This is a genomic window from Bifidobacterium apicola (assembly GCF_042846865.1).
GTDB lineage: Bacteria > Actinomycetota > Actinomycetes > Actinomycetales > Bifidobacteriaceae > Bombiscardovia > Bombiscardovia apicola.
Window position 1 is genome coordinate 1,774,302 of the sequence record NZ_BAAFQQ010000001.1, and the last position, 22,312, is coordinate 1,796,613.

Sequence of the window (22,312 nt, forward strand, 5' to 3'; positions counted from 1 at the left end):
CGCATCCCGGTGACAATTGACCACATGATCGTTTCGCCCACTGCTTGACTCCTGCCCGGGCAATAGACTGGGGAACCATGGTGGACATCCAGGATGCAGAGCAGGCGCTGAAGCGGTATTTTGGATATGAGTCCTTTCGTCCTGGGCAGGAGGATCTGGTCAAGGCCATCCTGAATGGGCAGGACTGCCTTGGTGTTATGCCGACCGGGGCTGGCAAGTCCATCTGCTATCAGATTCCTGCCACTCTTCTGGACGGTTTGACCATCGTCATATCTCCCTTGGTCTCCTTGATGAAGGACCAGGTGGACGGGCTGGAGGATGCTGGTATCCAGGCCTCGTTCGTCAATTCCACCCAGGATATGGATGAGCAGTCCCTGGCTCTGGCTCAGGCTGCCCAGGGTCGCAGCAAGATTCTCTACGTGGCTCCCGAGCGGCTGGATGCTCCCAGATTCAGGGAATTCGCCCAGCATACGAGGATCTCCCTGCTGGCTGTGGACGAAGCCCACTGCGTATCCCAGTGGGGTCAGGATTTCCGTCCTGCCTACCTGGGTATCGGCGATTTCATCAGATTTCTGTCCAACCGGCCCACTGTGGCAGCCTTCACCGCTACGGCGACCGAGAAGGTTCGTCGCGACATCGTATACATGCTGGGCCTGAACGACCCCTACGTGGCGATGACGGGATTCGACAGGCCAAACCTCTTCTTCGACGTGATCAAGCTGGAGAGCAAATACAAGAATCGTTGGGTGGTCCGGTATGCCCTGAAGCATGGAGATGATTCTGGCATCGTCTACTGCGCTACTCGCAAGGAGACCGAAGCCCTGGCTGATGATCTGACCAAGGCCGGTGTAGGCGCCGTCAGCTACCACGCAGGCATGGATGCCCAGAACAGGGAGCAGGCGCAACGGGACTTCATCAACGACAAGGTGCAGGTTGTCGTGGCCACCAATGCCTTCGGCATGGGCATCGACAAGTCCAACGTGCGCTATGTCATTCATCACAACATGCCTGAGAGCATCGAAGCCTACTACCAGGAAGCCGGCAGGGCAGGACGTGACGGCGAGCCAGCCCGTTGCTCCCTGCTGTGGAATGAGAGCGATATAGTCACCCGCAGACGTCTGCTGGACGTGGACAACGGCAACGACAGGCTGACTGGAGATCAGGCTGAAGCGGTCAGAGCCGAGCACCGGCGTCTGCTCAACGTCATGATCGGCTATTGTCGGACTACTGACTGTCTTCACCAGTACATGCGGAGGTACTTCGGTGAAGAGGTGGACCAGGCCGCCGCAGGTCTTTCGCCTGCCGAGGCCGGCAAGGGGGAGGCCATCCCGGTCGGGCATCCCGACACGGTCAGCGGCGGCTGCCAGAACTGCTCTAACTGTCTGAGCACCTTCAAGACCATCGACGTAAGCGATGTGGCCCGTGCCATCAGCAGGTGTGTGCATGATGTCAGCCAAGGGTTCGGCTCCGGCAAGATCGCCCAAATCCTCCGGGGCTCGCGCTCGCAGGACCTTCTTCGGCGAGGCTTGGATCGGTGTCCCAGCTATGGTGTTCTTGCCCAGGTTCCTGAGGCGCGAATCCGCGACGTGCTCAATCAGATGGCCTCTGACGGGTATCTGTACATCACCGAAGGACGGTTGCCCATGGTCCATTTCGGACCCAAGGCCGCGCAAACGGTCAGTCCGGACTTTCATTACGAGATCAAGCAGACGGAGCGCCCGCTTGCCTCAGGCAGGATCTACGGTGGCGGGTCCTCTTTGACGGCTGACGATGACGGTCTCGACCAGGCCGGAGCAAGCGATGCCAGCTCAGAGGATGGGGAACTTTTCCAGAAGCTGCGCGATTTGCGGGCCCGCATAGCCCGCGAGATCGGCAAGCCTCCCTACATCGTCTTTTCCGACAAGACTTTGCACGATATGTGTCGTCTCCGGCCGGTCGATGATGCGACCTTTCTGGCTGTCAACGGGGTGGGGCAGCACAAGCTGGAGCAGTATGGGCCCCAGTTCATGGGGGTCATCTCCGATTTCTCAGCCGGAAGAGGAGCGAATGTGGTCAGGGGCATGGCAGAATCTGATAGGCGGGTCGGCCTACCATGAGAGATACATGACTTCATCGCGGTTGCTTTTATGCTGGGCGCCCGACAAGAAAGGAAATAACAATGGCTGACAAACCTATCGTAGAGAGCTTCCAACTTGACCACACCAAGGTCAAGGCTCCCTACGTTCGTCTGATCGACGAGGAGAAGGGCCCTCAGGGAGATATCATCTCAAACTATGATCTGCGTCTGGTCCAGCCCAATGAGAACGCCATTCCAACTGCGGGACTGCACACCATCGAACACACCATCGCCGTGCTTCTGCGCGAGCGCATTCCCGGCTATATCGACTGCTCCCCATTTGGCTGCCGGACGGGCTTCCACCTGCTTGCCTGGGGCCGTCATTCGACCGAAGATGTGGCCAAGGCCCTGAAGGAGTCGCTGGAGTTCATCGCCGAAAAGGCCACCTGGGACGACGTGCCTGGCACCGAGATCACCTCCTGCGGCAACTACCGTGACCATTCGCTCTTCTCGGCCAAACAGTGGAGCCGCGACATCGTGGCTGCCGGCATCAGCTCCGATCCTTACGAGCGCAAGCTGGTCTGAGCTTCGAAGAAGTGGAAACTGGGCGAGGGACGGACCCTGCCCAGTTTTTGTTTTTGCAGCGCCCTCTCGTCAAGCCTGTGAGACGATCCGATTGCCTGTGCCTGATTTCTGATGTTCGATTTGGCGAAGAGCCCCAGTGGCTTGTGGCTATGCCAATATATCTGGTCAGTCGACACAGCATGGTCAATTTCGCCCATGCCCTTCGTTTACGAATAGAAATGGGTGTTCAGAAAAGTGCAGAATAGCCCAAACTATTCCCTGATTCGCTCAATGCGTACTCACTTCGCTACAGCTTCCTGTTGGATACACTCGTACTTCGGCAATCGCGGGGGCGGGTCTCGTCCCTGCCGCACCGGTCGAGAAAGAGGTAGCCACAGTGAGCAGGTACGCGATGGAAACCGCACGTTGGATCCGTCATGCCACCATGGACGACTTTGAGGCGATCATGCCCGTCTACGCCTATGCCAGAAAGCGGATGGCCGAGACCGGCAACCCCCATCAGTGGGGGGATAAATACCCCCTGCCCGAACGTATCCGCGAGGACATCGCCGGGGGCCACACCATGCTGTTGGTGGACGATGCGGCTGGTATGGATCAAATTCCTGAGGATCCCGTCTACCCTGAACCCGAGCTTGACGAGCACAAGGGCAGCCACGAGCGCATCATCGGCGTCTTCGCCCTCTTCCACGATCCGGAACCAGATTACCGGGTCATCGATGGCAGCTGGCTGGATGATCGGCCCTATACCACCATCCATCGGGTGGCCGCCTCGGGACTGGGTCGTCACGCGGCCGGGGACCTGCTTGACTGGAGCATGCGCCGATACGAGAACATCCGTGCCGATACGGGGCTGAAGAACTACGCCATGCAGCACATTCTGGAGACTCATGGCTTCACTCGCTGCGGCAACATCATCATGCCTGAAAACAAGGAGATTGAGAACGTGCGAGTGGCCTACCAGCGGCACGGCCATCCCCTTGACCTGGCGGAGCATGAAAGGGCAGCCAAGCGCTTGATCGCTGTCTGAGGGCGAGTGCCGACGGTCGCAGCGCCGTCGCACAATGGAGCCATGACATTGAGTGCAGCACCGGCATGGCGGTTCTCCGGACCCGAGGGCAAAAAGCATTACGATCAAGCTCTGCAGGCCTATCCCGGGCAGATCATCGTGGACTTGCGGACCTTGAAGGCCAATATGGCCACCTTGGTGAATCTGGTTCATTCCACGAACCCCGGTGCTGCAGTCATGGGTGTGGTCAAGGCCGATGCCTACGGCCATGGACTCATCCCTGCTGCTCTAGCGGCACTGGCAGGCGGGGCAACCTGGTTGGGCACGGCCCAGTCCAGCGAGGCCCTGCGCCTGCGTCGGGCGGGCATCGGCTCCGACCGTTGCCGGATTCTATCCTGGATGTTCAATGGGGACCGCGCCCCCTTTGACCAGCTGATCCAGGCTGACATCGACCTGGGCGTCGGTTCCTTGAAGACCATGGACATGGCGGCGCAGGCGGCAGATCGGGTCGGCAGACCTGCCCGTGTCCATGTCAAGGTGGACACCGGTTTCGGGCGCAACGGCTTTACCCCTGAGACCTTCGGGGATGCCCTGCGCGAGCTCTCCCGCTTGGCCGCCAAGGGGCTGTTGGAGCCCGTAGGGCTTTTCAGCCATCTGGCAGTGGCTGACATGCCTGGCGTGGACGAGTTCGTGTCGTCCACTGACGAGCAGATCTCTCTCTTCGAGGAGTTCTCTGACAGGATGACGGCCGCAGGCATGAAGCCCGAAGTCCGGCATCTGGCCAACACTGCCGCCACGCTCAGCCGTCCTGGGATACGTTATGACCTGACCCGTCCAGGTATCGGCCTGTACGGATACGAGCCGGATCCCTCCATGGGGGTTTCGGCTGACTATGGATTGCGCCCGGCCATGACCCTTCAGGCCCAGCTGGGCACCGTCAAGGATATGCCGGCCGGTCACGGCATCTCCTACGGACGAACCTATCTGACGGAGAAGCCCACCAGCACGGCCATCATGCCCTTGGGCTACGCCGATGGGATACATAGGTCAGCCTCGGGCTTCGATAGTGAAGGCGCTCTGGGTCGAGAGCACCTGGGCGGCCCCGTCCGTCTGATGACTCGTCAAGGGCCGAGTTTGGTTCGCGTCGCTGGAAGGGTCTGCATGGACCAGTGCGTACTCGATCTCAAGGGCATGGCTTCCGATTTGGGCGTGAGCGAGGGGGACACCGTTGTTCTCTTCGGACCAGGCAGAGGGGAGGATCAGGCTGAGCCAACCGCTGATGATTGGGCCCGGGCTGCCGACACCATCAGCTATGAGATCTTCACCTGCCTGCGTGGCAGGATTCCACGGCTCTACCTTGGTGTGCATGATGTGGTAGACTCTTCCGACCTGCGCCTGTTTGCCCCTGAATCCATTCTTTGAGACCACCATCACAGGCAGAACCTGGCCTGAGGGCCTTGTCAAGGGGCAATATAAGTGGTGAGATGAGGCTATGACTACATATACAGGAAATGAGCCCAGCAATATCTCGTACACAGCCGTGGCTGACATCACCGGAGGCCGCGAGGGCCATGCGGTTAGCCATGAGCCGGATCTCTCTCTGGACCTGGATACGCCCAAGGCCATGGGAGGCAAGGGTCAGGGCACCAATCCCGAGCAGCTTTTCGCCATTGGGTGGGGCGCCTGCTTCCAGGGAGCAATGGGCCTGGCAGGCAAAGAGCTGCGCGTGCCAGCCACCAAGCTGGCCCAGAGCAGGGTGCGCACTCACATCTCCCTTGGCGACCAGGGCGAGTCCTTTGGCATCAAGGCGCTGATTGAGGTTTGCCTGCCTGGCGTCGAGCGCGATTTGGCCACCCGCCTGGTGGAACGCACACAGGAGCTCTGCCCCTATTCCAAGGCCACGGCGGGCAATGTGCCCACTGAAGTGGTGGTCGTGGACGATCTTGACTGAACGGACCGGGCGCGCCTGATGGGCACTGACGAAGGGGGCGGATCACGCCTGCTGGCCGAGGGCTACTCCGCCCGGGACCAGGAACGGTGGGCCCCAGAGCCACCAAAGACCAGCGGCAGGACCGCTTTTGAAAGGGACAGAGCGCGTCTGGTCCATTCTTCAGCCCTGCGTCGGTTGGGAGCCAAGACGCAGATCCTGGTCGCCGGCACTGACGACTTTGCCCGTACGCGACTGACGCATACCTTGGAGGTGGCCCAGATCGGACGGCAGATCGGGACCATGTTGGGCTGCGACCCCGACGTGGTGGACTGCGCTTGCCTGGCCCATGATTTGGGTCATCCGCCCTTTGGCCACAACGGCGAGCGTGCCTTGTCCTCGCTGGCCTCCGACATAGGGGGATTCGAGGGCAATGCGCAGACCCTTCGACTGTTGACCAGACTGGAGCCCAAGGTCTTCCACCCGGACGGACGTTCAGCAGGAGTCAACCTGACCAGGGCTGCTCTGGACGCTGCAGTCAAATATCCATGGACTCTGGCCGAGGCTTCGGCTCATCCAAAGGGGGAGAGGACCGCCAAATTCTGCGTCTACCCTGACGACCAGGAGGTCTTTCATTGGCTTAAGCAGGGGGCGCCGCAGGTCAGCACGCCTATGGAGTGCCAGGTCATGGATCTTGCCGACGATATCGCCTACAGCGTCCACGACGTGGAGGATGCCATCGTGGTCGGTTCTTTCGTGCCTGAACGGCTGGCTGAGCCCCAGATCATCGATGGTGTGGTCCGGGCCGCCCGATCCTGGTATGGCGACCGCTGGGATGCCGACCAGCTGATCCGAGCCCTGGAGACCGTTCGCGGCATGTTGCCGCTGGGCTTCGATGGTTCACGCCGCGCCCTGGCTACTTTGAAAAACACCACCAGCTATTTGATCGGCCGCTTTGCCGACTCCGTGGAGGCGGCTACGCGAAGTCGCCACGGGCAAGGTCCGCTGACCAGGTATTCGGCTGGACTGGTCATTCCTCCTCGGACCTCCTATGAGATTGTGGCCTTGAAGGGGATCGCTGTCTATTTCGTCATGGCTCCCCGAGAGCAGGAGCCATTCCACGAAGAGCAGCTAAAAATCGTGACCGACCTGGTTGAGGTGATGATGGCGGATTCGCCAGCGCCATCTGATGCCTTGGAGGACGTCTTCATGGAGGATTGGCGTAATGCCGGTTCGGATGGGGAGCGCCTGCGGGTGGCCATCGACCAGGTGGCCTCCTTGACTGACGGCTCGGCGCTGGCCCTGCATTCCCTGGTCTGCCCATAGGCCTACGGCGTTTATGCCGGGCGCAACACATCGCCCTGGACCGGTAGGCTGGGTGTCATGTCCGGAATGATCAAGAAGGAAGACATCGAGAAGGTCAGAGCCAAGGCCGATCTGTACGAGATCGTATCTGAAAGCGTGACCCTGAAGCCTTCCGGTTCCGGCACCTACATGGGTCTGTGCCCCTTCCACGACGAAAAGACTCCTTCCTTTTCAGTGCGTCCTTCCATGGGGGTCTGGCATTGCTTTGGCTGCGGTCTGGGCGGTGACGTCTTTACTTATGTAGAGCGTGAGGAGAACGTCGAGTTCGGCGATGCTGTCGAGATCCTGGCAGACAAGTACCAGATCGAGCTGCATTACGAGAATTCCCGTCAGGACCAGCGCCGCGGGTCCAAACGTTCCCGACTGCTGGAGGCCAATGAGGAGGCCCAGCGTTTCTTCGTTTCTCAGATCATGAGCAAGGAGGCGCTAGCGGCGCGCAAGTTGTTGGCGGGCAGGACCTTCTCGCAGGCCGACAGCGCCCATTTCGGCTGCGGATACGCTCCCCGCGGATGGGACAACCTGGTTCGCCACCTGTCCGACAAAGGCTTCACCCAGCAGGAGATGCTGGATGCCGGACTGGCTAGGCAGGGGCAACGGGGGGTCTACGACTACTTCCGGGGCAGAGTCACTTGGCCAATCAGGGATTCCACAGGCCGCACCCTGGGTTTCGGCGCCCGCAAGCTCTACGAGGACGACGGCATCAATGCCAAGTACATCAACACGCCGGACACTCAGCTTTACCGCAAGAATCAGGTGCTTTACGGCATCGACCTGGCCAAGGAGGCCATCGTCAAAAAGCGGCAGGCGGTCATTGTGGAGGGCTATACCGACGTCATGGCCTGTCACCTTGCCGGCGTCGACACGGCCGTAGCCACCTGCGGCACTGCATTCGGCGAGGATCACGCCAAGATCGTCCGTCGTCTCATCTCTGACGACGCCCTGGGGGCTATCCAACTGGTAGGACCAGTCCAAGGCTCCCGGGTGGTCTTCACTTTCGATGGTGATGCTGCCGGGCAGAAGGCTGCCCTGCATGCCTTCGGCCTTGACGGGAGCTTTCTGACCCAGACTTTCGTGGCGGTGGCCCGGGAGAATCTGGATCCCTGTGATCTGCGCATCCGCTATGGCGACGAGGCCGTGCGATCCTTGGTCGAGCATGCCAAGCCGCTGTACGACTTCGTCATCGACACCGCCGTGGCCATGTTCGACACCCAGTACACTACCGGGCAGATGGGAGCAGTCAAGGCAGTGGCGCCCATTCTGGCCCAGATTAGGGACCGCTCCCTGGTGGGGGTCTACACCCGCAAGACCGCCAGGAAAATCGGCGTGGATCTGGATCTGCTGCGTCAGGAGGTCAACAAGGCACGCCACAGACTGCATGTGAAGGACCAGGATGCCTATGCGATTCGCACTCCTCACCGTGGTGCGGGCGAATCGGAGGGACGTGCAGGCCATGGCAGTGACGATACCATGCGACGCCGCAGGATACAGCGTGAGGACGCCCTTCGCCAGGGATACCATCACATCGATGATGCCGTATTCATATGTGAGCAGCAGTTCATGGGTGTGCTTATCCAGATTCCCGGTGCGGTCGGATCGGAAGCTTTCGCTCAGCTCAGTCCTGACAGTTTTGAGGTACCGATTTTCCGTTCTCTCTATCGGGCTGTGCAGGCGACCGGAGGACTGCCCGACAGCAAGACGCCTCAGGGACTGTGGATGCATAATCTGACCAAAGCAGCCGGGCCCATGTTGGAGTCGGCCATCAACGAGCTGGCCGTCATGCCTCTGCCCTTGAACACGGATAATCAGGAGGATGGACAGAAGGGCTCGGGCTCCATTGTCGTCAACAGGGGAGAGGTTCAGGGGGTGGGCTCCAAGGAAGCGGATGCTCAGCTGAGGCAACCTAGCCCGGAAGAGCGTCAGTACGCCTCAGAGCTCTTGGCAAGACTGTTGGATGCCACTTACATGCGGCTGATTGCTTCTGCTCGGCATCGGATGAATCAGTTGCCAGACGGACAGGAGAAGTTCGATCTTCTTGGTCAGCTCACCCAATACGAGACCCAGCGCAATGAGCTGCGCAACCAGGTCTTCGGCAATGCTGAATGAACTGGTGCTTGGATAGGTCAATTCTCTTTTTCTCGTTGACATTGAACTTCCGACGGGCCCTGCCGATAGGGTGGATATATGAACATGGAGTATCAGATGCAAGCAAGCCATACCGGATTGACTGATAAAGCACGGTCTGACGGGAGTTGTCGGCCGCTGGCTGTCTTCTGGGACATGGACGGGACTCTGATTGACTCAGAGCCCTACTGGCATCAGGCGGAGGTGGATCTGGCACACGAACATGGCGGAGACTGGAATGCCGATATGGGTTGGCAGGTCTCTGGCAGACCTCTGCCAAAGGTGGCAAAGCTGATGCGCGATCGAGGTCTTAACGTTTCTGAGGATCAGATCCCCGGTTTGCTCATCGATGGAGTGATCGCCATGGAGGCGCGTCACATGCCATGGATTGACGGGGTGCGTGACATTTTGGCAAGCCTTGTTGAGGCTGGAATCCCCTCGATTCTGGTCACCACGTCGCCACGCCGCATGGCTCGGGCTGTGGTGGCCAAGGCGCCCGAAGGGGCTTTCGCTGATTATGTTTGCGGGGACGACGGGTTGGCGCAGAAGCCTGATCCCGCGCCCTATCTGCATGCAGCCAGTCTGTTGGGCATCAACAAACCTGCTCAGATGGCCTCCTGTTTGGCTTTTGAGGATACCTTGACGGGAATCAACTCGGCCGTGGCCTCAGGAGCCACCACAGTGGCCTATACCGGCACCAATCCGGTCGACACTTCATCAGGCCCTCAGTTTGCTTCCATAAATAGCTATGTTGGAGTTACCTTGGATGACCTGTCAGCAATGATCGCCAGGCGACTCGTACCATCTGGGTCACCGGCAGCACAGACTTGCTGAATCCATTCGCCTACTGCAAGGGCCGATATTTTCGGCTGGAACCGCGAGAGGTGGCCACTGGGTATCTTTCAGACGTTCTTTGCAGTTTGTTCATGATAATTCGATCCATGTCCAGATCCAGCCGATCCGCCAGCTGGATGCAATAGGTAAGCACATCCGCCAGTTCGTCGGTCACGTGGCCTTCGTCTCCGTCCCTGGGATCATCTCCCCATTGATAGCATTCCAGGAGTTCGGCGGCTTCGATGCAGATGGACTTGGCCAGGTTAGCGGGGGTGTGGAATTGATCCCAGTCGCGTTCGTGCACAAAATCCATCACAGCTGTTTCTGTTTCCTTGCTGATCATGATTTCGAGACTATCAGTCGGTCCTCCTGCCATGAGATTGGTGCGGGTCCGTGGCATAGTGAAAACCATGGATTCATCAAGCGCGCCGCAGCCTGTGGTGATCACTTTGCCCTATGGCGACTCCAGGGATGAAGATTTTTCCAAAGCCATTGCAGAGTACAAGCAAGGGAAAGCTGTTGGCAGTCAGAGCAGTAATTTGGAGGATAGACTCCTTGAGGAGCTATTCTTGCGCTATCCCACGGTATATATCGTCTCCGCCAATGCAAGGGACAGCGGCAAAAAGCATAGTGGCGGGTCTCCTTATGTGGTTTATGTCGGGGAGACCAATGACATACGTTCTCGAACCAGGCAGCATATTGAGTTGGATCCACGGACTCGGACGGATTGGGAACGCTTGGTACGATTCATGCGCAATCACCACGACAGGGTTTGCCAATACATTATCGGTGATCGCCACTTCAATAAGTCTCTGACGCTGGATATGGAAAATCGATTGATGGGGTATATGCAGAGCGTCGACTCGGTCAAGCTGGTTATGAACCGTAGAACTAACGCTCAAGACATGTACTACACCAGCGATGAATTCGACAATATATTTTCCAAGGCCTGGCAGACTCTGCACGAGATGGAGCCCGATCTGTTCCCGGAAGAGAAAGCGATCCTGGACTCCGCCCTATTCAAGGCCTCGCCCTTCCGCAAGCTTACCGACGAACAACGGCGGGCTGAAGAGGCTGTTCTGCATGTGCTGGAGTCGGTCATTATTCAAAAAAGTGGCGAGGGTTTCCACTCGATGACGGAGTCGACGGGCCCGGTGCGGATTGATGCTAATGCTGATACCCAGGTCATTGTCGTTCAGGGTATGTCAGGGACCGGAAAGACCGTTTTGCTCAGCCATCTCTTCTATCAAATATGTGCTAGATATGGCATCTATGGAAACTTGAACGGCACGGACGATAACCATTCGTCAAAGGCCAGGCAGCGCTCCTACATCATTGTCAACCAGGCCGAGCAGGCTAATGTCTACAACCAGATGGCACTGAAGCTGGGACTGCAAAAGAAACGCGGCCAGTGCGTGGTTGGGGCTGTCCAGTTCATCAACCGGTTCAGCAAGCACACCAATCGAAATGGTCGGTCCACGGGCAGGGCAGCGGACCCTATGAATAGCGTTGATGCCAAGGCAGATGTGGTGCTGATTGACGAGGCGCACCTGCTGCTGACACAAGGTTCGCAGAGCTACTCTGGAAGCAACCAGCTCTATGACATTCTGCGGCGGGCAAAAGTAGCCATTGTCGTCTTCGATCCGGAACAGGTCTTGCGTGGGTCCCAGTTCGTGGATGCCCAGGAAAGGCGGCTCCTAGGATTGACGGGTTCTGGGCATGACGAGGCCGCCTCTCAGTCTATGCTCATCCGCGAGAAGTCACGAGATGGTAAGTCTGTGCACGAGGATACCTTCCAGGTCAGTCATGTTCGTTTGGATCAACAGATGCGTATTCAAGCTGACCCTGCAACCTGCGCCTGGCTGGATCGGATGACAGCCAAGGATGGCGTCATTGGTCCACTGCGTCCGGATCCCCAGGAGCATCCTTATGAGATCAAGGTTTTTGACTCGCCTAAGGATTTGAGAAGGTTCATTCGTCAGAAGGACCAAGAGCAAAGGGCCGAGGGCTCCTTGGGCCTTTGCCGACTCTTGGCCACTTATGACTGGCCCTACAGCAGCAAGAATCATCCGGATCCACGCGATCCCTCCCGACACTGGCAGGTCATACTGCACCAAGAGGGTTCAGGCCAGTGGGTGTGGGCCGAAGAGGGTCAGGACGACGAGGGCGAATTCGCCATGCCCTGGAATTACGAGCTATATGATGCGCAGGGAAATTCTGCTGCTAATCACCGGATTGCTTGGGCCGAGCTGCCCTTCACTATTGATGAGGTGGGCTCCATCTTCACCATCCAAGGTTTTGACCTCAATTATGCGGGGGTCATCATTGGCCCCTCGGTCACCTACAGGAATGGAAAGGTCGAATTCAAGCCGAAGCTTAGCTGTAACACACTTGCGACTAATCAACGGTCGGAACCTGGGATGGATCCTGTGGACAATCTTCGGCACGAGTTCAATGTGCTGCTCAAACGGGGGGTACACGGATTAGGGCTGTTCGCGGTGGACTCTGAGCTTCGCGATCGGCTGGCCTGGGCAGTGGGCGGCTTCGCCCAAGTCCGAGACCGACCAGCCTGACGTGCCTGGATAGATGGAATGCCAATCAGGGGTAACATGTCATGGGCCATATACCATGGCCGATGACACGTTCAAGAGAAAGGCGCAGGCGATTATATGACGACGCGCAAGATCATCCTGGACTGTGATCCAGGCCATGACGATGCGGTGGCTATCCTTCTGGCAGTAGGTGATCCGCGGATCGATCTGATCGGAGTGACTACTGTTGGCGGCAACCAAAGTTTGGACAAGGTTACCTACAATGCGAGGGCTGTGCTGGAAAAGGCTCGCGCGCGCCAAGTGCCGGTCCACGCAGGATGTGACAGACCATTGGTGCGTCCTCAGGAGGTGGCCGCCTCCATCCATGGCCAGACCGGTCTAGACGGAGTCGAGCTGCCTGAGCCTACCCGGCCGCTGGATCCTGGTCACGCTGTCGATTGGATCATCAAGACCATCATGCGCGAGGAGCCGGGCACAGTGACTCTGGTGCCAACTGGACCCCTGACCAACATCGCTATGGCTGTCCGCAAGGAACCCCGCATCGTCGATCGCGTCCGCGAGGTCGTGCTCATGGGCGGCGGCTACCACGTGGGCAACTGGAGCGCTGTTGCTGAATTCAACATCAAGGTGGATCCTGAGGCCGCACATATCGTCTTCAACGAGCCCTGGCCGGTCACCATGGTGGGGCTGGATCTGACCCATCAGGCCCTGTGCACCCCGGAGGTTCAGCAGCGCATCGAGGGCATCGGCACTGATCTGGCCCATTTCGTCAGCGGGCTGATGGACTTCTTCCGCAAGTCCTATCAGGACAACCAGGACTTTGTGGATCCGCCTGTGCATGACCCCTGCACTGTGGCCTATCTGATCGACTCGTCCATTGTGAGCACTCGTCGTTGCCCGGTTGATGTGGAGCTGCGGGGGGATCTGACCTGCGGGATGACCGTGGCTGACTTGCGCGGCCCGGAACCTTCTGCCGAGGACTGCCACACCCAGGTGGCCGTCAAGCTGGACTTCCAGGGATTCTGGGACCTGGTGGTCAAGGCCATCGCTGCGATTGGATGAGATCGATGAAGACTTCGAACACAGCCGAATCCAACACTGAAAAGACCGCAACCACGACCGCTGGCGGCTCAGGCGCTTCTATCGTCGCCTTGATGACTGCCCTTATGGCCGCCGTCTTTGCTTTCCAGCTCAACGCATCCATGCTCTCCCCGGCCCTGACGACCATGGGGGCCGAGCTCAATGCAAGCAGCTCCAGCATCGGCCTGACCCAGACGGTGTTCTTCACCTCTTGTGCCGTTTTCTCCCTCTTCCTGCCTCGGCTGGGCGATTTGGCCGGTCGCAAGAAGGTACTGCTGGGTATGCTGAGCCTGACGGCGCTGGGATGCGTGGTTTCCGCTCTGGCGCCCAATGTGACGGTGCTGATGATTGGGCGCGTCATTCAGGGGGTGGCCGGTCCGGTCGTACCCATGACCCTGATCATGCTGCATGCCGAGGTGACCGATGAGGCCCGCTACGCCAAGCTCATGGCCGTTTTGACGGCAGTCAACGGCGGCATCGGCGGCGTGGATGCCATCCTGGGCGGATGGCTGGCTGGCACCTTCGGTTTCCGCTCGGTCTTCTGGTTCATGGTGGCCATCGCCCTGGTCGCCGTACTTCTAGTGGCGATCTTCGCTCGTGAGAGCTATGCAGACGATCGCCCCCGCATGGACTGGGCCGGTGTGGTCTTCCTGTGCGTCGCTTTCCTGGCGGCCTACCTGGCTATCAATGAGGTCGAGAAGCTGGCTCAGGCGCGCTGGATCCTGGTGGTTGTCGAGATCCTGGTTGCTGCGGTCTTCTTCATAATCTTCTGGAAAATCGAAAGCACCGCGTCAGCACCCATGGTCACCACCGCCTATCTCAAGCAGCGGCGCACCTGGGGCCTTCTGCTGACGACTCTTACCACTATGGTCGGTGTCTTTGCCATCATGAACGGGATCGTTCCGGCCCTGGCCCAGGATGGCGAGGTCGGCGTCGGCTTGAAGGCCAGCATCGTCTCCTTCGTCACACTGACCCCATATGCCTTGGTCGGTCTGGTCTTTGGCCCGGTGGCCGGGATGTTGGCCTCGCGTTTCGGTTATCTCAAGGTTCTGAGGGTTGGTCAGCTGTTCAGCGTGCTGGGACTGGTTTTTGGCATCTACGTCTGCATGGTTCCCAGCATCTGGAGCCTGGTGGCTCTTTCCCTGATCCTGGGCATCTCCTATGCGGGGACGGCCAACATTATGCTTAACGGTCTAGGTGTGGTATTGTCCCCTGCGGACAATACAGGATACCTGCCCGGCCTCAATGCTGGAGCCTTTAATCTGGGCTCGGGGCTGAGCTATGCGGTCCTCTATGCATTCATGAGTGGTCTGGCGGTAACCGGGGGAGCCCGTACAGGATATGTCGCGGCTATGGTCGGCGGCGGTGTGCTGGTGCTGGTTGCCTTGGCTTTGTCCTATCTGATTCCAGATCCTGAGCGAATGGGCGACAAATAATATTGCAGTCCGATATGGGTCCTGTGAATGCAATGATTCGCAGGACCCTTTTTCATGGCTTATGGGCATTCGCCTTTATGCGCATCCGACAAGGGGCGAAAGTCGGGGCTGGGCAGGCTAGCATTCAGTAGCTCCCGAGTGCCCCGACCCAAAGCTCAGGAGCGGAAAATAGCGTCTGGCGAGGTCCTTTTCGCTGCAGGCGGGCGCGTAAACTAAGTGAGGAATTCGTTCCCCGGAGGTGACTATGCAACATCGGGTGATCGGACTGTTGAAAAACGAGACCGTTTTGGTTGTCGCAGCAGTCATCGCTCTGGTATCTTGTATCCTCATTCCTCCCGACCGGCAGTACTTGGGCTACATCCACGTCAATACCCTCACTCAGCTGGGTTCCCTCATGATGGTGGTCTGCGGATTTCAGCGCATCGGGGTTTTCCATGCCATTGGGGCCAGCCTTTTGAGCCATGTCCGCTCAGTGCGAGGCCTGGCCTTGGTCCTGGTTTCTCTGCCTTTCTTCTCCAGCATGTTCATCACGAATGATGTCGCTCTGGTTACCTTTGTGCCTTTTGCCATTGCCGTTCTCATCATGGCTGGGCTGGAAAGCCATGCCCTGCTGATCGTCACCCTGATGACTCTGGGCGCCAATGTGGGCAGCATGCTGACCCCCATTGGCAATGCCCACAACTTATATCTCAAGGCCCGTTCCGAGATGCCTGCCGGGGAATTCCTCCTCCTTATGGCGCCTTACGCCCTGGTCGCGGCCCTGATGCTCTTCCTGTGCTGCTGGTTAGCCTTCAGGAATCAGCATCTGAACAAGTTCGAAGGCATGGATGCACAAGAGATTCGCCGTAGTGTACTAGCCCCCAGGGATGAGGGAATACAGCCTCAGGTGAAGGAGATGCAGCAGTCCAGCGGATGGCGCATCGCCATCTATCTCCTCCTCTTTCTTGTCTGCCTGCTGGGTGTGGCCAAGCTGATTCCCCAGTGGGCCATGGTCCTGGTGGTGGCGGCGGCTTTCTTGATTTTTGACAGGCGGGTCTTCTTGCATGTGGACTGGGGACTGCTTCTGACCTTCGTGGCTTTCTTCGTTTTTATAGGCAATGCCAGGCGGATCCCCCAGTTCTACAGCCTGGTCAGCAGTCTGGTCAATATCCATCCTCTGGTCACCTCGGTCTTGTGCAGCCAGGTCATCAGCAATGTGCCCACTGCCCTTCTGGTCTCAGGCTTCTCGACAGCCTGGCGTCCGATCATTCTTGGCACAAACCTAGGTGGGCTCGGCACTCTGGTGGCTTCAATGGCCTCGTTGATTTCCTACAAGGCTGTGGTCAAGCAGTACCCTGACAGAAAAGGCAATTACCTGAAGATCTATACATCACTTAATCTGCTTTTCCTGGTTGTTTTAGTTGGCATGGCCTTGCTGCTGGAGTAGACTGCCCTCCATCAACCAGGAATGGTGCCGCTAGCATGGAGAGGGAGGCAGCAACGGTGGAACCGGACCAAGACGTGTCTGAGCACAGGGACACAGGGATATTGGCCAGACAGAATCTTGGAGTTCTGGCCGGAATCATGGCCTTGGCCGTCATGTCGCGGTTCGACTCCATCATCTCTCCTTCCGTAGCGGCCATCCAGGCATCTTTTCCCCATGCTGATCCTTCCACCGTTGAATCGGTAGTCTCCATAGGCTCTTCGGCAGCTATAGTTTCCGCTCTTCTATTTGGCCAACTCATGACCAGAATGAGTTTCAGAACCGCTGCCTGCATCAGCTGTCTGTGCGTCGCCTTGGGCGGCCTGATGCCTCTGGTCCTGCACGGAAGCGTAAGCCAGCTTCTCCTGTTCGCCTTGGTCGTCGGGTTCGGAGTGGGCATCGCCACTACAGTTCTCCCCAGCCTGTCGGCCCGGTTCTTCCGTGGGAAGCGGTTGGCGGCGCTGATGGGACTGGTCTTGGCTGTTCAGGATGGCTCTTCCATGCTGGTTCTTGCGCTTGGCGGTGTCCTGGCCAAGGGAGGTTGGCTGCATAACTATTGGCTCTATTTCCTGTCCTTGCCCGCCTTGGTCCTAGTCATTTTCATGGTCCCCGGGATTGGCGCCGTCGAAGAGGAGCCAGACAAGGCCACAGGATCTGAAGCATCGCCCTCTCAGAAAGGCCGACAATGCTGGTGGGCCATCATCTCCTGCATTGTCATTGGATTCCTGAGCATTTTCCTGGTCGCGGTCCTGTACAACAAGCTCTCGGTCTACATTGCCAAGTATGGCCTGGGCGGCACCAGTGCAGCCGGGGTGGCCTTGATGTTCAACACGGGTTCCTCGGTCGTTATTGGACTCGGCATCAACGGAATCAAGCGGATTTGCCGGCAATGGACCATTCCGGCAGCTTTTCTGCTTATGGCCCTGGGCGCCTTGCTCTTCCTGACCACCCGCTTCTTCCCGCTGGTCTGTCTATCGGCATTCTTGATAGGATCGGGCAGTGCGATCAATATGGCCACCTGCCCCTTCCTCCTGTCCAACCTGACTGCGCACAGGCGCTATCCACTGGTCATGGGGATCTTTTCGGCCACCACCAGCCTTGGTTTTACGGCATCCACCTGGGTCTTCAAGGCTTTCTCAACAGCGTTTGGCCTGGATCCGGTGACCGGCAGTTTCATGGGCATGCTGATCATCGCTCTGCTGGCTGCTGTCATTCTTTCGCTTGTCCGTTTCCAGAGCTGTGTCGAATCCCGCTTCATCGAGCAATAAGTCACCCTTCAGGCTGTACAAGCCCCTGTGAAGGATTTTTCGTCCACTTATTGCGACAGGTAGGGGTTGCCGGCGATGACGAACCTCCGTAGGGCTTCCTTGGCGTGGGATATGCCTATTCGGGGGGTTGCCGTGATGATCTCGTTCTGGGCCAGACACGCAGTCGCCAGACGGATTGGCGGGTTTCTCAGGTCATGGCCGTAGTGGCGCTTGTCAATGTCCAATGCCTGACAGAGCTTGGCAGGTCCATTGGTCAGATCCCGGTCAGGGTGACGGCCGTGTCTGTGGCTGCGCAAAAGATCCAGACCCTGCACCGGCTGGCAGGCTCTAATCAACACACCGGCCCCGAATCCGTCCTCCTGGCAGGAGATGTTCAAGCAGTAGTGCATTCCATAGATGAAGTAAACATACATATGTCCGCAGGGGCCGAAAAGGGCGTCGTTGCGGGCCGACCGACCATGGTAGGCATGGCTGGCCGGATCATTCTGATCATAGGCTTCGGTTTCCACGATCCGAACCAGGGCCTGCGCCCCATCCGACTCGTAGTCCCGGATGATCAGGCAGCCCAGCAGCATTCGGGCGGCCTGATCTACAGGCCGGTCCAGAAAGTCTGGGAAGACCAGGTGATCGTCCTGGCTTGAACCGGGCTTCATTCGGTCTGGTCCTTGCGGACCCAGACCGCGCGCTGGCCGCGTGATTCCGGCTGAATGCAGACGAAATTATCCTGGTGGGGCAGGGCAGCGACCTGCGGATGGTCGTGATCGTAGGGCCCCTGGGCCTGGGCGCCGCCGGCATCGCCGACCTGAGCAAAGAAGTCTTCGGAGGCATCCTTGAACCAGGTCCATTCCTCCGGCAGATCCTCCTCGTAGAAGATTGCCTCCACGGGGCAGACAGGCTCGCAGGCACCGCAGTCGATGCATTCGTTGGGGTTGATATACAGATTTCTGGGGCCCTCGTAGATGCAATCCACCGGGCATTCGTCCACGCAGGCCTTGTCCTTGACATCCACGCAGGGCTGGGCGATCACATAGGTCATTGCTTTACTCTCCTTTTTGATCGGCTATCTGCTTTCGCTGCTTTCAGGAAGCATCCTTTTGGCGAGGACAAGGGCTTCAACGATACGCTGGCCTTTTTGTCGCTGGCCTTCTTGCTTCTGCCATCTACGAGCCCCTGGACCATGCCCAAATGGATTGTGCAGATAATGGGATGGCTGCTGACGCTGTCCAGGAAGGGGCAGGAAGTCAGATACAGGCTTGAGGCATTCGGTTGCGCTCTCACCGGAGCAAAACCCAGGGCGGTCAGAGCATCCAGCAGTGTCTCGGTGATGCTCGATGGCATGTCCTTTTCTGCATTTCCCCCGCTCTGTCCGGCCAGGGTTCGTCCCCAGTCCATACCTGCTCTCAGCGCGGCCCTATTCCTGCTTCTGGTATCCGGGCAGGCAGTCTCCAGAGCCGTGCAGAGCGAGGATATCAGATCCTCCCTGGCCTGGTTCACCGATGTGGGGGAGTAGATGACAGCCGGCCTGCCTCGACCGGTTGATTGACCAGCACTGTCTCTTCTCTGGCGGACTGCCTCGCCATGTTCGACCAGACGTTCGAGATGGAAACGAGCGGTCGTCGAATGGATGCCGAAGGCTGACCCGATTTGCTGTGCGGTAAGACCTGTGCCGGTCCGTTCGACTGCTGTATGCAGGTAATCCAAGATTGCGGAGCGAATCTCTTCCCCGCTTCTGCGCCTGGATGGGGCTTGGACCCATTGCTTGCGGGCTTGAATTTCCTGACTCATCGATTAAATTGTATAACTATCAAATCAATTATCAACCCAGGACAAGGCGGACAGACCCATGCAGAACGGCCAGAAGATGCGCAAGTCCGGTGGCAGAACGGCCTTGCCCAGATCCAGGATGGCCCTTCTCATAGGCGCAGGTCTGGCTGCACTGCTTGGCCTTATAGCGGCGCTGATTCGTGCGGACCTGATCCACCCTGCAGACAGGGTGCCTCTGGCTGATCTGCACGGCGGGCTCATGGTCTATGGGTTTTTGGGCGCTGCCATTGGTCTTGAGAGGGCAGTGGCTTATCGCAGCGGCGGATCCGAGAAGCCCTCCTGGGGATTTCTTGCTCCTGCCTTGGGTCTGCTGGGATCCCTGCTCTGTCTGCTGTCGCTGATAGTTTCAAGCCGCGCTGCTGCCCCGTCGTGGGTCAGGGTTGAGTTTTTTGGCGGCATTCCGTGGACTTTATCCATGTTGGTCCTGACAGCCATGTATTTGGCTATCTGGCATCGGCAGCCTTCTGCCGAGGTGCTCATACAGGTCCTCGGATCCTTGGTGGGTCTGGTCGGGGCCGCTGGCTGGGTTGCAGGGTTGGATGCCTCGGTTTTGGCTCCAACCTGGCTCTTTTTCCTGATTCTGACCATCGTCGGGGAGCGGGTGGAACTGGCCAGGGCAGTCTTTTCGGATATCCGTCTTGAATCGGGGATCCTGGGTCTGAGCCTCCTGACCGTCCTGATGCTGCCTGTTCAAGCCATGGCGCCTTCGGTCGGCTATCCGCTTCTGGGGTTGGCTTTGGGCCTGCTTCTCCTGGTCATGGCCAGTCACGACGTCGCCAAGGGCACCTTCCGTCATGGCGGCCTGCCGGGATTCATGGGCACCTGCATGCTGTCGGCCTACGCCTGGGGACTTCTGGCTGCCCTCATATGGATGGCGGCACCCTTGGATTCCAGCACTTACTGGGGCGATATGGCGCTGCATGCCTTGGCTGTGGGATTCATCATGACCATGGTCATCGCCCATGTCTGCATGATCGTCCCCTCGGTCATTCGCAGGCCCCTGCCTTTTCACCCTCTCCTCTGGGGTGCCTGGGCGCTTATGCAGGTTGGCTTGCTGATCAGGCTTCTTGGAGCCATCCGGCTCTACACGCCCTTATGGAAGGCGGGGAACCTGCTGAATGTCCTGGGAATCCTCTCCATGATGCTGACCGTGGTTTATTTGGCTGCTCGTGGCAAGCAGGTCCTGGCATTCAAGCGCTACCGTCGTCGTCAGCCTGAGGACTCGCAAACCGAACATGTGGGGACCCTGGCCCTGAGGACGGATCTGGTTGCCACTTCGGCTACTGTGCTGGTTCTGGTGGCTGCCGTGGTTTTGATGGCTGTGCGGCCAACTCTTGCGGTCTCGGTAGGGGCAGCGCCTAGTGCTGCAGGTGTTCAGGACGCATCGCCGAAGAGCGTTCAGTCGACCGGGCACACCAGCAGAGCTTCAATCAAGGTAAAGGGGATGGCCTTTGTGCCGGATACCATCACCATCGATGCAGGCGACCGGTTGGTTGTAGATTTTCAGAACACCGGAGATCAGCGGCACGACTTGGTCTTCGCCAATGGCAAGAGCACGGGATCCGTACCTGTAGGTCAGAGCGTCTCGGTCGACGTGGGCGTCCTGGGCGGCGACACATTAGGATGGTGCTCGCTGGCAGGACACCGTCAGATGGGCATGGAGCTCAAGGTCAAAACCAAGGGTGGAGCCGTTGCTGAGCAAGGTCAGTCCTCCGTTGGGAAGATGACCATGAACCAGGCCCCTTCGGCAGCCAAGCTCAAGTCGCAGGCTGAGAAGAGCGATCCCGCCAAGGCCACTCTTCCGCCCCTGGATGACCAGGAGATGGCTGGAACCAGAAAGTACACTCTGGATGTCAAGGAACGTAAGGAGCAGGTGGCGGCAGGGCTTGAGCGCACGGTCTGGAGCTTCGATGACGCGGGCGATCCGCGGGATAAGGGGTCGAGGCCCTTGGCTCAGGGCCCGGTGCTCAGGGGCCGGGTGGGAGACACCTTTGAAGTAACCATCAGAAACAAGGGAAGCATGAGCCATTCCATTGACTTTCATGCTGGTCCGGCTGTTCCGCAGACCATGATGCGCAATATAGAACCCGGCAAGGAGCTCTTATACACCTTCACCGCTGATTGGGCTGGCATTTGGATGTACCACTGCAGCAGCGACCCCATGTCAAACCATATAGCCAATGGCATGTATGGGGCTGTGGTTGTGGATGACGGCAATCTGCCGCCAGTGGCTGCTGAATATGTTCTTGTCCAGTCCGATATTTATCTGGGGTCCAATGGAGGGACCGCCGATGCTGAAAAGGTGGCGGCCATGAGCCCGGATATCATGGCCTTCAACGGACGGGCCTTTCAATATGATGCCCATCCCCTCAAGCTGGAGAAGGGACAAAGGGTCCGCATCTGGGTTCTGGACGCAGGACCCAACCAGCCGCTGTCCTTCCACATCGTGGGAACCCAGTTCGATACGGTCTGGACTGAGGGACGTTATCTGATAGGCGGAGGCTCAGGAGTGGACCCTGGTGCTGCCTCATCAGCCGGAGCGCAGGTCCTGCCCTTGCTGCCGGCCCAAGGCGGCTTTGTTGAGCTCAAGGTCGATCAGCCGGGCGACTATTCCATAGTCAACCACATCATGAGCCTGGCCGAAAAAGGCGCCCATGGCATCCTGCGGGTGTCATGAGGTGGTCAATCGGCATTTGTTGTTCTGTCCTGATGTTCGCCGAGTTTCGGGGAAGATCCAATCCCTGACCTTGTGGAAGGGTGTGCCTGCGTGGTCTTCTGCGACGTGCCCGTTTGATT

18 protein-coding genes are annotated in these 22,312 nt (G+C 58.5%); 14 read left to right on the forward strand and 4 right to left on the reverse strand.

All coding sequences use genetic code 11. From position 1 onward, the window contains the following. Nucleotides 1-77: 77 nt before the first annotated feature. The 8 genes from ACGG9J_RS07390 (at nt 78) to ACGG9J_RS07425 (ending at nt 9,894) form a co-directional block, all read left to right on the forward strand. The gene (locus ACGG9J_RS07390; RefSeq protein ID WP_390134967.1) at nt 78-2,096 is read left to right on the forward strand and encodes a RecQ family ATP-dependent DNA helicase; all 2,019 of its coding nucleotides are present in this window, start codon (nt 78-80) and stop codon (nt 2,094-2,096) included. 62 nt (nt 2,097-2,158) lie between these two features. After that, nucleotides 2,159-2,641, forward strand: a complete 483-nt coding sequence (locus tag ACGG9J_RS07395; protein ID WP_390134969.1) for an S-ribosylhomocysteine lyase — start codon at nt 2,159-2,161, stop codon at nt 2,639-2,641. Nucleotides 2,642-3,017: 376 nt separating this feature from the next. Further along, nucleotides 3,018-3,668, forward strand: coding sequence for an N-acetyltransferase (locus ACGG9J_RS07400; protein ID WP_390134971.1), 651 nt, complete (start codon nt 3,018-3,020; stop codon nt 3,666-3,668). Nucleotides 3,669-3,710: 42 nt separating this feature from the next. Then, nucleotides 3,711-5,069, forward strand: a complete 1,359-nt coding sequence (gene alr, locus ACGG9J_RS07405; protein ID WP_390134973.1) for an alanine racemase — start codon at nt 3,711-3,713, stop codon at nt 5,067-5,069. A 70-nt stretch (nt 5,070-5,139) separates the two neighbouring features. Continuing rightward, entirely contained in the window at nt 5,140-5,598 is a 459-nt protein-coding gene (locus ACGG9J_RS07410; RefSeq protein WP_390134975.1) for an Ohr family peroxiredoxin, read from the forward strand. Between the two features lie 18 nt (nt 5,599-5,616). After that, entirely contained in the window at nt 5,617-6,900 is a 1,284-nt protein-coding gene (locus ACGG9J_RS07415; RefSeq protein WP_390134977.1) for a deoxyguanosinetriphosphate triphosphohydrolase, read from the forward strand. A gap of 57 nt (nt 6,901-6,957) precedes the next feature. Continuing rightward, nucleotides 6,958-9,042 carry a DNA primase gene (gene dnaG / locus ACGG9J_RS07420; protein WP_390134979.1) on the forward strand — a complete coding sequence of 695 codons (2,085 nt, stop codon included), beginning with the start codon at nt 6,958-6,960 and terminating at the stop codon, nt 9,040-9,042. Nucleotides 9,043-9,138: 96 nt separating this feature from the next. Continuing rightward, on the forward strand, nt 9,139-9,894 hold the full coding sequence (locus ACGG9J_RS07425; RefSeq protein ID WP_390134982.1) for an HAD family hydrolase: 756 nt from the start codon (nt 9,139-9,141) through the stop codon (nt 9,892-9,894). A 10-nt stretch (nt 9,895-9,904) separates the two neighbouring features. Here ACGG9J_RS07425 and ACGG9J_RS07430 read toward each other — a convergent pair whose 3' ends face one another. Further along, a complete protein-coding gene (locus ACGG9J_RS07430) occupies nt 9,905-10,237 on the reverse strand; it encodes a nucleotide pyrophosphohydrolase (RefSeq protein WP_390135347.1) in 333 nt (110 codons plus the stop codon). Nucleotides 10,238-10,733: 496 nt separating this feature from the next. Here ACGG9J_RS07430 and ACGG9J_RS07435 point away from each other — a divergent pair, with 496 nt between their 5' ends. From ACGG9J_RS07435 to ACGG9J_RS07455, 5 genes are all read left to right on the forward strand, one after another. Continuing rightward, nucleotides 10,734-12,467: a DUF2075 domain-containing protein gene (locus ACGG9J_RS07435; RefSeq protein WP_390134984.1), complete on the forward strand. Its 1,734-nt coding sequence runs from the start codon at nt 10,734-10,736 to the stop codon at nt 12,465-12,467. 96 nt (nt 12,468-12,563) lie between these two features. Further along, nucleotides 12,564-13,508, forward strand: a complete 945-nt coding sequence (gene uriH / locus ACGG9J_RS07440) for a uridine-preferring nucleoside hydrolase UriH (protein WP_390134986.1) — start codon at nt 12,564-12,566, stop codon at nt 13,506-13,508. 5 nt (nt 13,509-13,513) lie between these two features. Beyond that, nucleotides 13,514-14,962, forward strand: a complete 1,449-nt coding sequence (gene uriT, locus ACGG9J_RS07445; RefSeq protein ID WP_458859751.1) for a uridine transporter UriT — start codon at nt 13,514-13,516, stop codon at nt 14,960-14,962. 244 nt (nt 14,963-15,206) lie between these two features. After that, nucleotides 15,207-16,388, forward strand: a complete 1,182-nt coding sequence (locus ACGG9J_RS07450; RefSeq protein ID WP_390134988.1) for an SLC13 family permease — start codon at nt 15,207-15,209, stop codon at nt 16,386-16,388. 35 nt (nt 16,389-16,423) lie between these two features. After that, nucleotides 16,424-17,692 (forward strand): MFS transporter, encoded by a 1,269-nt coding sequence (locus ACGG9J_RS07455; RefSeq protein WP_390134990.1) that lies wholly within the window; start codon nt 16,424-16,426, stop codon nt 17,690-17,692. Nucleotides 17,693-17,739: 47 nt separating this feature from the next. Here the strand turns inward: ACGG9J_RS07455 and ACGG9J_RS07460 are convergent, their stop codons facing one another. Genes ACGG9J_RS07460 through ACGG9J_RS07470 form a run of 3 tightly spaced genes read right to left on the reverse strand, consistent with a single transcriptional unit; the run spans nt 17,740 to nt 19,477 of the window. Further along, on the reverse strand, nt 17,740-18,345 hold the full coding sequence (locus ACGG9J_RS07460; protein WP_390134992.1) for a DNA-3-methyladenine glycosylase: 606 nt from the start codon (nt 18,343-18,345) through the stop codon (nt 17,740-17,742). Beyond that, nucleotides 18,342-18,728 (reverse strand): ferredoxin, encoded by a 387-nt coding sequence (gene fdxA / locus ACGG9J_RS07465; RefSeq protein WP_029678651.1) that lies wholly within the window; start codon nt 18,726-18,728, stop codon nt 18,342-18,344. The genes ACGG9J_RS07460 and fdxA overlap by 4 nt, the downstream gene beginning before the upstream one ends. Beyond that, on the reverse strand, nt 18,725-19,477 hold the full coding sequence (locus ACGG9J_RS07470; protein ID WP_390134994.1) for a helix-turn-helix transcriptional regulator: 753 nt from the start codon (nt 19,475-19,477) through the stop codon (nt 18,725-18,727). Before ACGG9J_RS07470 ends, fdxA begins: the two co-directional genes overlap by 4 nt. 58 nt (nt 19,478-19,535) lie before the next feature. Between ACGG9J_RS07470 and ACGG9J_RS07475 the strand changes: the two genes are divergently transcribed. After that, nucleotides 19,536-22,193, forward strand: coding sequence for a multicopper oxidase domain-containing protein (locus ACGG9J_RS07475; RefSeq protein WP_390134996.1), 2,658 nt, complete (start codon nt 19,536-19,538; stop codon nt 22,191-22,193). Nucleotides 22,194-22,312: the final 119 nt, after the last annotated feature.

Excerpts from the sequence above, each read along its gene's own strand:
- ACGG9J_RS07460 (WP_390134992.1), bottom strand. The coding sequence starts at position 18,345 with ATGAAGCCCGGTTCAAGCCAGGACGATCACCTGGTCTTCCCAGACTTT.
- uriH (WP_390134986.1), top strand. The coding sequence starts at position 12,564 with ATGACGACGCGCAAGATCATCCTGGACTGTGATCCAGGCCATGACGAT.
- ACGG9J_RS07430 (WP_390135347.1), bottom strand. The coding sequence starts at position 10,237 with ATGATCAGCAAGGAAACAGAAACAGCTGTGATGGATTTTGTGCACGAA.
- alr (WP_390134973.1), top strand. The coding sequence starts at position 3,711 with ATGACATTGAGTGCAGCACCGGCATGGCGGTTCTCCGGACCCGAGGGC.
- ACGG9J_RS07450 (WP_390134988.1), top strand. The coding sequence starts at position 15,207 with ATGCAACATCGGGTGATCGGACTGTTGAAAAACGAGACCGTTTTGGTT.
- ACGG9J_RS07410 (WP_390134975.1), top strand. The coding sequence starts at position 5,140 with ATGACTACATATACAGGAAATGAGCCCAGCAATATCTCGTACACAGCC.
- ACGG9J_RS07455 (WP_390134990.1), top strand. The coding sequence starts at position 16,424 with ATGGAGAGGGAGGCAGCAACGGTGGAACCGGACCAAGACGTGTCTGAG.
- ACGG9J_RS07475 (WP_390134996.1), top strand. The coding sequence starts at position 19,536 with ATGCAGAACGGCCAGAAGATGCGCAAGTCCGGTGGCAGAACGGCCTTG.
- ACGG9J_RS07415 (WP_390134977.1), top strand. The coding sequence starts at position 5,617 with ATGGGCACTGACGAAGGGGGCGGATCACGCCTGCTGGCCGAGGGCTAC.
- ACGG9J_RS07435 (WP_390134984.1), top strand. The coding sequence starts at position 10,734 with ATGGGGTATATGCAGAGCGTCGACTCGGTCAAGCTGGTTATGAACCGT.
- uriT (WP_458859751.1), top strand. The coding sequence starts at position 13,514 with ATGAAGACTTCGAACACAGCCGAATCCAACACTGAAAAGACCGCAACC.
- ACGG9J_RS07425 (WP_390134982.1), top strand. The coding sequence starts at position 9,139 with ATGCAAGCAAGCCATACCGGATTGACTGATAAAGCACGGTCTGACGGG.
- ACGG9J_RS07395 (WP_390134969.1), top strand. The coding sequence starts at position 2,159 with ATGGCTGACAAACCTATCGTAGAGAGCTTCCAACTTGACCACACCAAG.
- fdxA (WP_029678651.1), bottom strand. The coding sequence starts at position 18,728 with ATGACCTATGTGATCGCCCAGCCCTGCGTGGATGTCAAGGACAAGGCC.
- dnaG (WP_390134979.1), top strand. The coding sequence starts at position 6,958 with ATGTCCGGAATGATCAAGAAGGAAGACATCGAGAAGGTCAGAGCCAAG.
- ACGG9J_RS07390 (WP_390134967.1), top strand. The coding sequence starts at position 78 with ATGGTGGACATCCAGGATGCAGAGCAGGCGCTGAAGCGGTATTTTGGA.
- ACGG9J_RS07470 (WP_390134994.1), bottom strand. The coding sequence starts at position 19,477 with ATGAGTCAGGAAATTCAAGCCCGCAAGCAATGGGTCCAAGCCCCATCC.